Source organism: Pseudomonadota bacterium (genome assembly GCA_023229365.1).
Classification (GTDB): Bacteria; Myxococcota_A; Polyangia; order JAAYKL01; family JAAYKL01; genus JALNZK01.
Genome location: JALNZK010000203.1, coordinates 1 through 6,221, shown reverse-complemented (window position 1 = coordinate 6,221; position 6,221 = coordinate 1). Strand labels below are relative to the sequence as shown.

Here is a 6,221-nt window from a genome sequence, read left to right as displayed (position 1 = left end):
CCCCGAGGTAGGACCCCGGGCGCCGCCGCACCCCGGGATCCTGGCGCCAGGGGAGCGCAGGGGGCGTCGGCTCATCTGGTGCAGCCTCGGTCCCGGCCGCCGGGACCGGGGGCGGTGCCTGGGAGGCGGCATCGTCGGCCTCCGCCTGGGCGGCGAGCAGGGTCGCGGCCGCGAGCGCCACGCACGTCGCCGCGACCCTCATGGGCCGCTCTTCTCGCGGAACGCCTTGCACTCGCCGAGCGCGCGCCGCTGCTCCCCGGTCAGCGCGGGCTCGTTCATGATGAGCGTCCCGACGCGATCCCACTGGAAGCCGTGGGGGCGACGGTTCGACCACCAGATGATGCTCGCGCGCCCCTTGATGTTGTCGAACGGGACCATCCCCCAGCTGCGCGAGTCGTTGGAGTTGTCGCGGTTGTCGCCGAGCACGAAGACCTGATCGTACCCGACCTTCATCGGGCCGTAGTTCTCGACCGGAAGATCGTCACGGGTCTCGAGGATCGTGTACGTCCGCCCGTCGAGCCGCTCGACCCAGAGCTCGCCGATCTCGTCGACCCACTTCTGCCGCAGCTCGTCGCGCGCGCGGTACTTCGCGGTGCCGACGCGGCAACGCGGCACCTCGACGTCGTTGATCCAGAGCACGTCGTTCTTCATCTCGACGATGTCGTTCGGCAGGGCGACGATCCGCTTGATGAAGTCCGTCCCGGCCATGGGCTCCGCGAACTCGTCGCCGAAGTACTCGAGCGAGACCCCGGCCTGCTCCGCCCGCGACGGCTTGACGAACACGACGACGTCGCCTCGCGCCGGTGCGGCGAAGCGGACGGCGCGCTTGTTGACGAACGGCACGGAGATTCCGTACAGGTACTTGCTGACGAAGATGTGGTCGCCCACCATCAGGGTGGGCACCATCGACTCGCTCGGGATCTTGAACGCCTCGATGCAGAAGGGCCGCAGGACGACCGCGATGAGGATCGCGACCCCGATCGACTCGAAGTACTCCCGGGCGACGCTCTTCCTCGCGAAGGCGAGGTGGCGGGTCGTCTTCTCCTCCAGCCTGCGGACGGCGGTCGCGATTCGGTCGTCGTCCCTGTCCGCGATCGCCTTCGCGCAGGCTTCGAGCGCCGCGGCGAGCTCGGTCCGCCCCTGGACCGATATCTTGTGCGCCTTCTTCTCGACGATCCTTCCGACACGCTCCGACAGCTTCCGCGCGGTGTTGGCGCGGCGATCCCGGTTGTACGCGCTCGAGGGATCGCGATCCCGCCAGAACGGCAGCCTCTCGCGGACGGCGTACAGGATGATGACCAGCACGGCGAACAGCAAGAGGACGTACCACGGCTCGAACTCGTCCACGATCTCGAGCCTGTCGAGCACGGAGACGACGATCCAGGACACCGTGGCCGGGGCCAGGAAGAACCAGACCAGATACCAGAACTTGAATATGAAGTAGCGCAGGCGCGGTGGCACGAGGTCCTCCGTTCGATTGCCGTCTTATATCGCCCTCCAGGGCGCCGTGACAAGCGCGATGGCGGCGTCAGGAAACCTCTTCCGGGGCGGTCCGGGGCTGACCGACGCGCAGCCGGGTGGAGACGAAGCTGCGCTGCCGGGCCTTGTACTGCTTGTGCGAGGCGTGCCCCCGCTCGTTGACGCGATCCGTCCGGCGATCCAGGATCTGCAGCTCGGCGCGGACGTAGATGATCGGGCGCGGGACCGGGCTGATGCCGTCGGTGTCGAACTTCGACTCGAAGTCGCGCAGCTTGAGCGGCATGTCCGCGACCCAGTGCACGACCCTGTACCGCGGCGAGGAGTGGGCGTTCGTGGCGGGGAGGGGCGGCTCCGCGACGGTCGTGTCCAGGTCGAGCTGCCTCGCGAGCTCGGCGAGGTGCGGGTGCTCCTCGCAGTACGTCCGGAACGGGCACAGCGTGTTGTACGACTCCTTGGACAATACGTAGTTGAAGGGGAACAGGGTGCGCGACAGGTAGTTGATCGTCGGCAGGACGTCGAGCTTGCTCGCGGTGACCACGCGGAAGCGCATCTTGTCGAACAGCTGCGCGGACAGGGGGTCATCCTTGGAGAGGAGCTTGGTCACCATGCTCGAGCGCTGCTTCCGGCCGCCCAGGAACTCCACCACCGGGAGGCGCTCCGCCATCATCTCGCTGATCGTGCGGTAGATGCCCTCCTCGGCGCGCTCGAACAGCTCGTGATCCGTCATCTTGAGCGCCTGCCGCGCCTCGCTCGCGTCGAAGTGGTTGATGACGTGCATCGCCTTGAGCAGGGTGCACGCGCAGAGGCGCCGGTGGCGGTTCCCGTTCGCGCTCGCCATCGCGAGCAGCTCGGGCAGGGACGCGCGCCGCACCGGGCCGGGGATCGGGAACTCGAACTGGACCGTGAGGTACGCGATCGCCTCGTCCCGGATCCGCTCGACGAGCGCCACGTCGGCGGGATCGTCGAAGTCGAGGCAGTGCGTGCGGCAGAGCGTCTCGATGTCGGGCGGGGACAGGTACAGCCGGCTCCAATCCAGCACGGAGCCGCCGAGCAGGATCAGGCTCGCGGCCTCGACGTCGGAGAGGGTGAAGGAGTCCAACGTCCTGTAGGGCTCACGCAGCTTGGAACGACTCTGATCCACGTCATCGCCTCGAGGCGCGGTCTCTGCCGTCCGAGCGGTCTCGAGGCGCCTCGCGGGGCGTCAGGGCTCGATGTCGGCGAGGGCGCGCGGGGTTTCGGAACGGGCGGGTTGGCCGAGGGAGACGGTGCCGAAGAAGATGCCGGTTACGATGAGCAAGAGGAGCAGGTTCCCCCAGATCGTCCCGGTGCATTGGGGCACTAGCGCGGCCAGGGCGAGAATCCCGATCGATGCCACCTTGATCATGGAGCCGTCCTTTGTCGAAGGAGGTACTGACATTGTCCCACCTGTAGGATGATGTACCACCTTGCCCGTTCGGAAGTCAAATTTCTTTTATCGGTCGGTGCCCGCCAAATCAAGCGAAAACGCCCGGATTTTGCATATCGCGTCGGCACCGGAACGTGCGCGGCGCACCGTACCGCATTGACAGCACAACCCATCGTAATTATTATTTGTTTTTCGGCTGGGGTCCGTGCCGAGAGAGGTGGCGTGAATCCATGGCAGAGCAGAATCTTCCGATCCTGCCCCTCCGGAACTCCGTGATGTTTCCGGCGTCCGTCGTGCCCATCAACGTCGGGAGGCGCAGGTCCATCCAGATCATCAACGAGATCTCCCACCGCGACGATCAGATCATCGGCGTGTTGAGCCAGAAGGCGCCGGACGTGGAGGAGCCCGCGTTCGCGGATCTCTACCGCATGGGCACCGTCGCGCGGCTGCTGAAGGTCATCAAGCTCGGCGAGGACAACTACTCGGTCGTGCTGCAGGGGATCGAGCGCTTCGAGATCCTCGAGGAGCTCGGCGAAGAGCCGTACCTCCGGGCGAGGGTGCGGCGCATCCCGGATCGGCCGAGCTCGGAGCTCGAGATCGACGCGCTCACCACGAACCTGCGGGAGACCGGCCGCCAGCTCTTGACGCTGCTCCCCAACCTGCCCAAGGAGGCGGCGGGGGTCCTCGACCACGTCACCGAGCCGGGGGTGCTCGCGGATCTCGTCGCGTCCAACCTGACGAGCGAGGTCGCCGAGAAGCAGCTCGTCATCGAGGCGGTCGACGTCTCGCTGCGGATCCGGACGTGCCTCAAGCTGCTCACCAAGCAGCTCGAGCTCCTGAAGGTCAAGAAGGAGATCTCGTCCGCCGTGCAGGAGGAGATGGGGCGCAGCCAGCGCGAGTACTTCCTCCGGCAGCAGCTCAAGGCGATCAAGGAGGAGCTGGGCGAGGGCGAGGACGTCGAGGACGAGATCGAGGAGCTGAAGACCCGCATCGACGCCGCCGGCATGACGCCCGAGGCGGCCAAGATGGCGGAGAAGCAGCTGTCGCGGCTCCGGCACATGCAGAGCTCCTCGGCGGAGTACACGGTCACGCGGACCTACCTCGACTGGCTCCTCGACCTCCCGTGGATCGAGTCGACCGAGGACAAGCTCGACGTCGATGCGGTGCGCCTCGTGCTCGACGAGGATCACTACGACCTCGAGAAGGTGAAGCGGCGCATCCTCGAGCAGATCGCCGTGCTCAAGCTGAACCCCGAGAAGAAGGGGCCGATCCTGTGCCTCGTCGGGCCGCCGGGTGTGGGCAAGACCTCGCTCGGGAGATCCATCGCCCGCGCGATCGGCCGGGAGTTCGTCCGCGTTTCTCTCGGCGGGGTGCGCGACGAGGCCGAGATCAGGGGTCATCGACGGACCTACGTCGGGGCGTTGCCCGGCCGCGTGCTGCAGGGCGTCAAGAAGGCCGGCACCGTCAACCCGCTGTTCATGCTCGACGAGCTCGACAAGCTCGGCACGGACTTCCGCGGCGATCCGGCGTCGGCGCTGCTCGAGGTGCTCGACCCCGAGCAGAACTTCTCCTTCTCGGATCACTACCTGGAGGTACCCTACAACCTCTCGAAGGTCATGTTCATCGGGACGGCCAACACCCTCGCGACCGTGCCGCCCGCGCTCCTCGACCGCATGGAGGTGATCGAGATCCCGGGCTACACGCGGGAGGAGAAGCGCAAGATCGCCTTCGGGTTCACGATCCCGAAGCAGCTCAAGGAGCACGGCCTCGGCGACGACGGTGTCCGCTTCCCCGGCGAGAGCATCTTCCGGATCATCGACTCCTACACGCGCGAGGCGGGCGTGCGGAACCTCGAGCGGGAGATCGCCGCGGTGTGCCGCGCGGTCGCGGTGAAGGTCGCGAAGGGCGAGGTGACCAACGGCCTCGACGCGGACGACGCGTTCGTGCGCGAGGTGCTCGGACCGCAGCGGTTCATGCCCGAGATGGCGGATCGCTGCGCGGTGGCCGGCGTCGCCACCGGGCTCGCCTGGACGCCCAACGGCGGCGAGATCATCTTCATCGAGGCGACGAAGATGAAGGGCTCCGGAAAAATGGCGATGACGGGCCAGCTCGGCGACGTGATGAAGGAGTCGGCCCAGACCGCGCTCTCCTACGTCCGCGCCAACGCGGAGCACCTCGGGCTCGACCCCGGGTTCAACGATCTGTTCGACATCCACCTGCACGTCCCCGCGGGCTCGGTGCCGAAGGACGGGCCGAGCGCGGGCAGCGCGATGCTCACGGCGCTCGTGTCGCTCCTCTCCGGCAAGCGCGTGCGGCCGGACGTCGCGATGACCGGCGAGATCACCCTGCGCGGCCTCATCCTGCCCGTGGGCGGCATCAAGGAGAAGGTGCTCGCCGCGCACCGCGCCGGGATCTCGACGGTCGTTCTCCCGGAGCGCAACCGGAAGGACGAGCCCGAGATCCCCGAGGAGATCCTCGAGGACCTCAAGCTCGTCTACGTGCAGCGGATGGAGGAGGCGGTGGCGGCCGCGCTCGAGGTCCCGCCGCCGGACGAGGTCCGGCCACAGTGACCGCGCCCGAGCCGAAGACGCGGTCCGCGAAGCCGTACGCCGACGTGCCCGGCTTCCCGGCCGGGGGCCCCATCGATCTCGCGTCGTTGGCCGGCGGCAGGGCGGACGTCGAGCTCGAGATCGGCTTCGGGCGGGGGCGCTTCGCGCTCGAGCGTGCACAGGGAAACCCGTCCGTCTTCGTCGTCGCCGTGGAGACCCGGCGCAAGTTCGTCCACACCGCCGCGACGGCGGCCGCCGCGCGCGGGCTGCCCAACGTGCTCTTCCGCCACGGGGACGCGCGGGAGCTCGTCGCGCGGTTCGCGCCGGACGCGTCGCTGGCGAGCGTCTTCGTCAACTTCCCGGATCCGTGGTGGAAGGCGCGGCACGCGAAGCGCGCGGTCGTCTCCTCGTCCCTGATAGGGCAGGTGGCGCGGCTCCTGCGACCCGGCGGCGAGCTGTTCGTGCAGACCGACGTCGAGGAGCGCGCCGGGGCGTTCCGGGGCGCGCTCGACGCGGAGCCGAGGCTCGAGCCGACCTCGCCCGGCGGGTTCGTCGGCGCGAACCCCTTCGGCGCGGTGAGCAACCGCGAGCGGCGGTGCCTGGATGTCGGGGTGCCGATCTTCAGGCTTCTGTACCGGAGGACTTGATGATGGGAGCCATGGGAGCCATGGGAGGCAGGGGAGTCGAGGGCTAGGAGCCTGTTGCGCATAAGCCCGCCGCGCTGACTTGCCGACTGGTTCGACTCCGCGGAGTTCGGATTCGCTTTCGCGGAAATCGAGTGTTCGGAG

Annotated in this window: 6 protein-coding genes; 2 read left to right on the top strand and 4 right to left on the bottom strand. The window is 67.9% G+C overall.

The window, feature by feature from the left end; all coding sequences use genetic code 11:
* The 4 genes from M0R80_30805 to M0R80_30790 form a co-directional block, all read right to left on the bottom strand.
* Positions 1–202 (bottom strand): alpha/beta hydrolase (locus M0R80_30805; protein ID MCK9464030.1); only part of this gene is annotated, 202 nt, incomplete at its 3' end.
* Positions 199–1,461: a signal peptidase I gene (gene lepB, locus M0R80_30800; protein ID MCK9464029.1), complete on the bottom strand. Its 1,263-nt coding sequence runs from the start codon at positions 1,459–1,461 to the stop codon at positions 199–201. The genes M0R80_30805 and lepB, both read right to left, overlap by 4 nt.
* Positions 1,462–1,528: 67 nt before the next feature.
* On the bottom strand, positions 1,529–2,620 hold the full coding sequence (locus tag M0R80_30795; protein MCK9464028.1) for a TIGR04552 family protein: 1,092 nt from the start codon (positions 2,618–2,620) through the stop codon (positions 1,529–1,531).
* A 60-nt stretch (positions 2,621–2,680) separates the two neighbouring features.
* A complete protein-coding gene (locus M0R80_30790) occupies positions 2,681–2,863 on the bottom strand; it encodes a hypothetical protein (protein MCK9464027.1) in 183 nt (60 codons plus the stop codon).
* A 251-nt stretch (positions 2,864–3,114) separates the two neighbouring features.
* Between M0R80_30790 and lon the strand changes: the two genes are divergently transcribed.
* Together lon and trmB are read left to right on the top strand one after the other, a co-directional pair.
* Positions 3,115–5,454 carry an endopeptidase La gene (gene lon / locus M0R80_30785; GenBank protein ID MCK9464026.1) on the top strand — a complete coding sequence of 780 codons (2,340 nt, stop codon included), beginning with the start codon at positions 3,115–3,117 and terminating at the stop codon, positions 5,452–5,454.
* The gene (gene trmB, locus M0R80_30780; protein MCK9464025.1) at positions 5,451–6,080 is read left to right on the top strand and encodes a tRNA (guanosine(46)-N7)-methyltransferase TrmB; all 630 of its coding nucleotides are present in this window, start codon (positions 5,451–5,453) and stop codon (positions 6,078–6,080) included. The genes lon and trmB overlap by 4 nt, the downstream gene beginning before the upstream one ends.
* Positions 6,081–6,221 lie beyond the last annotated feature (141 nt).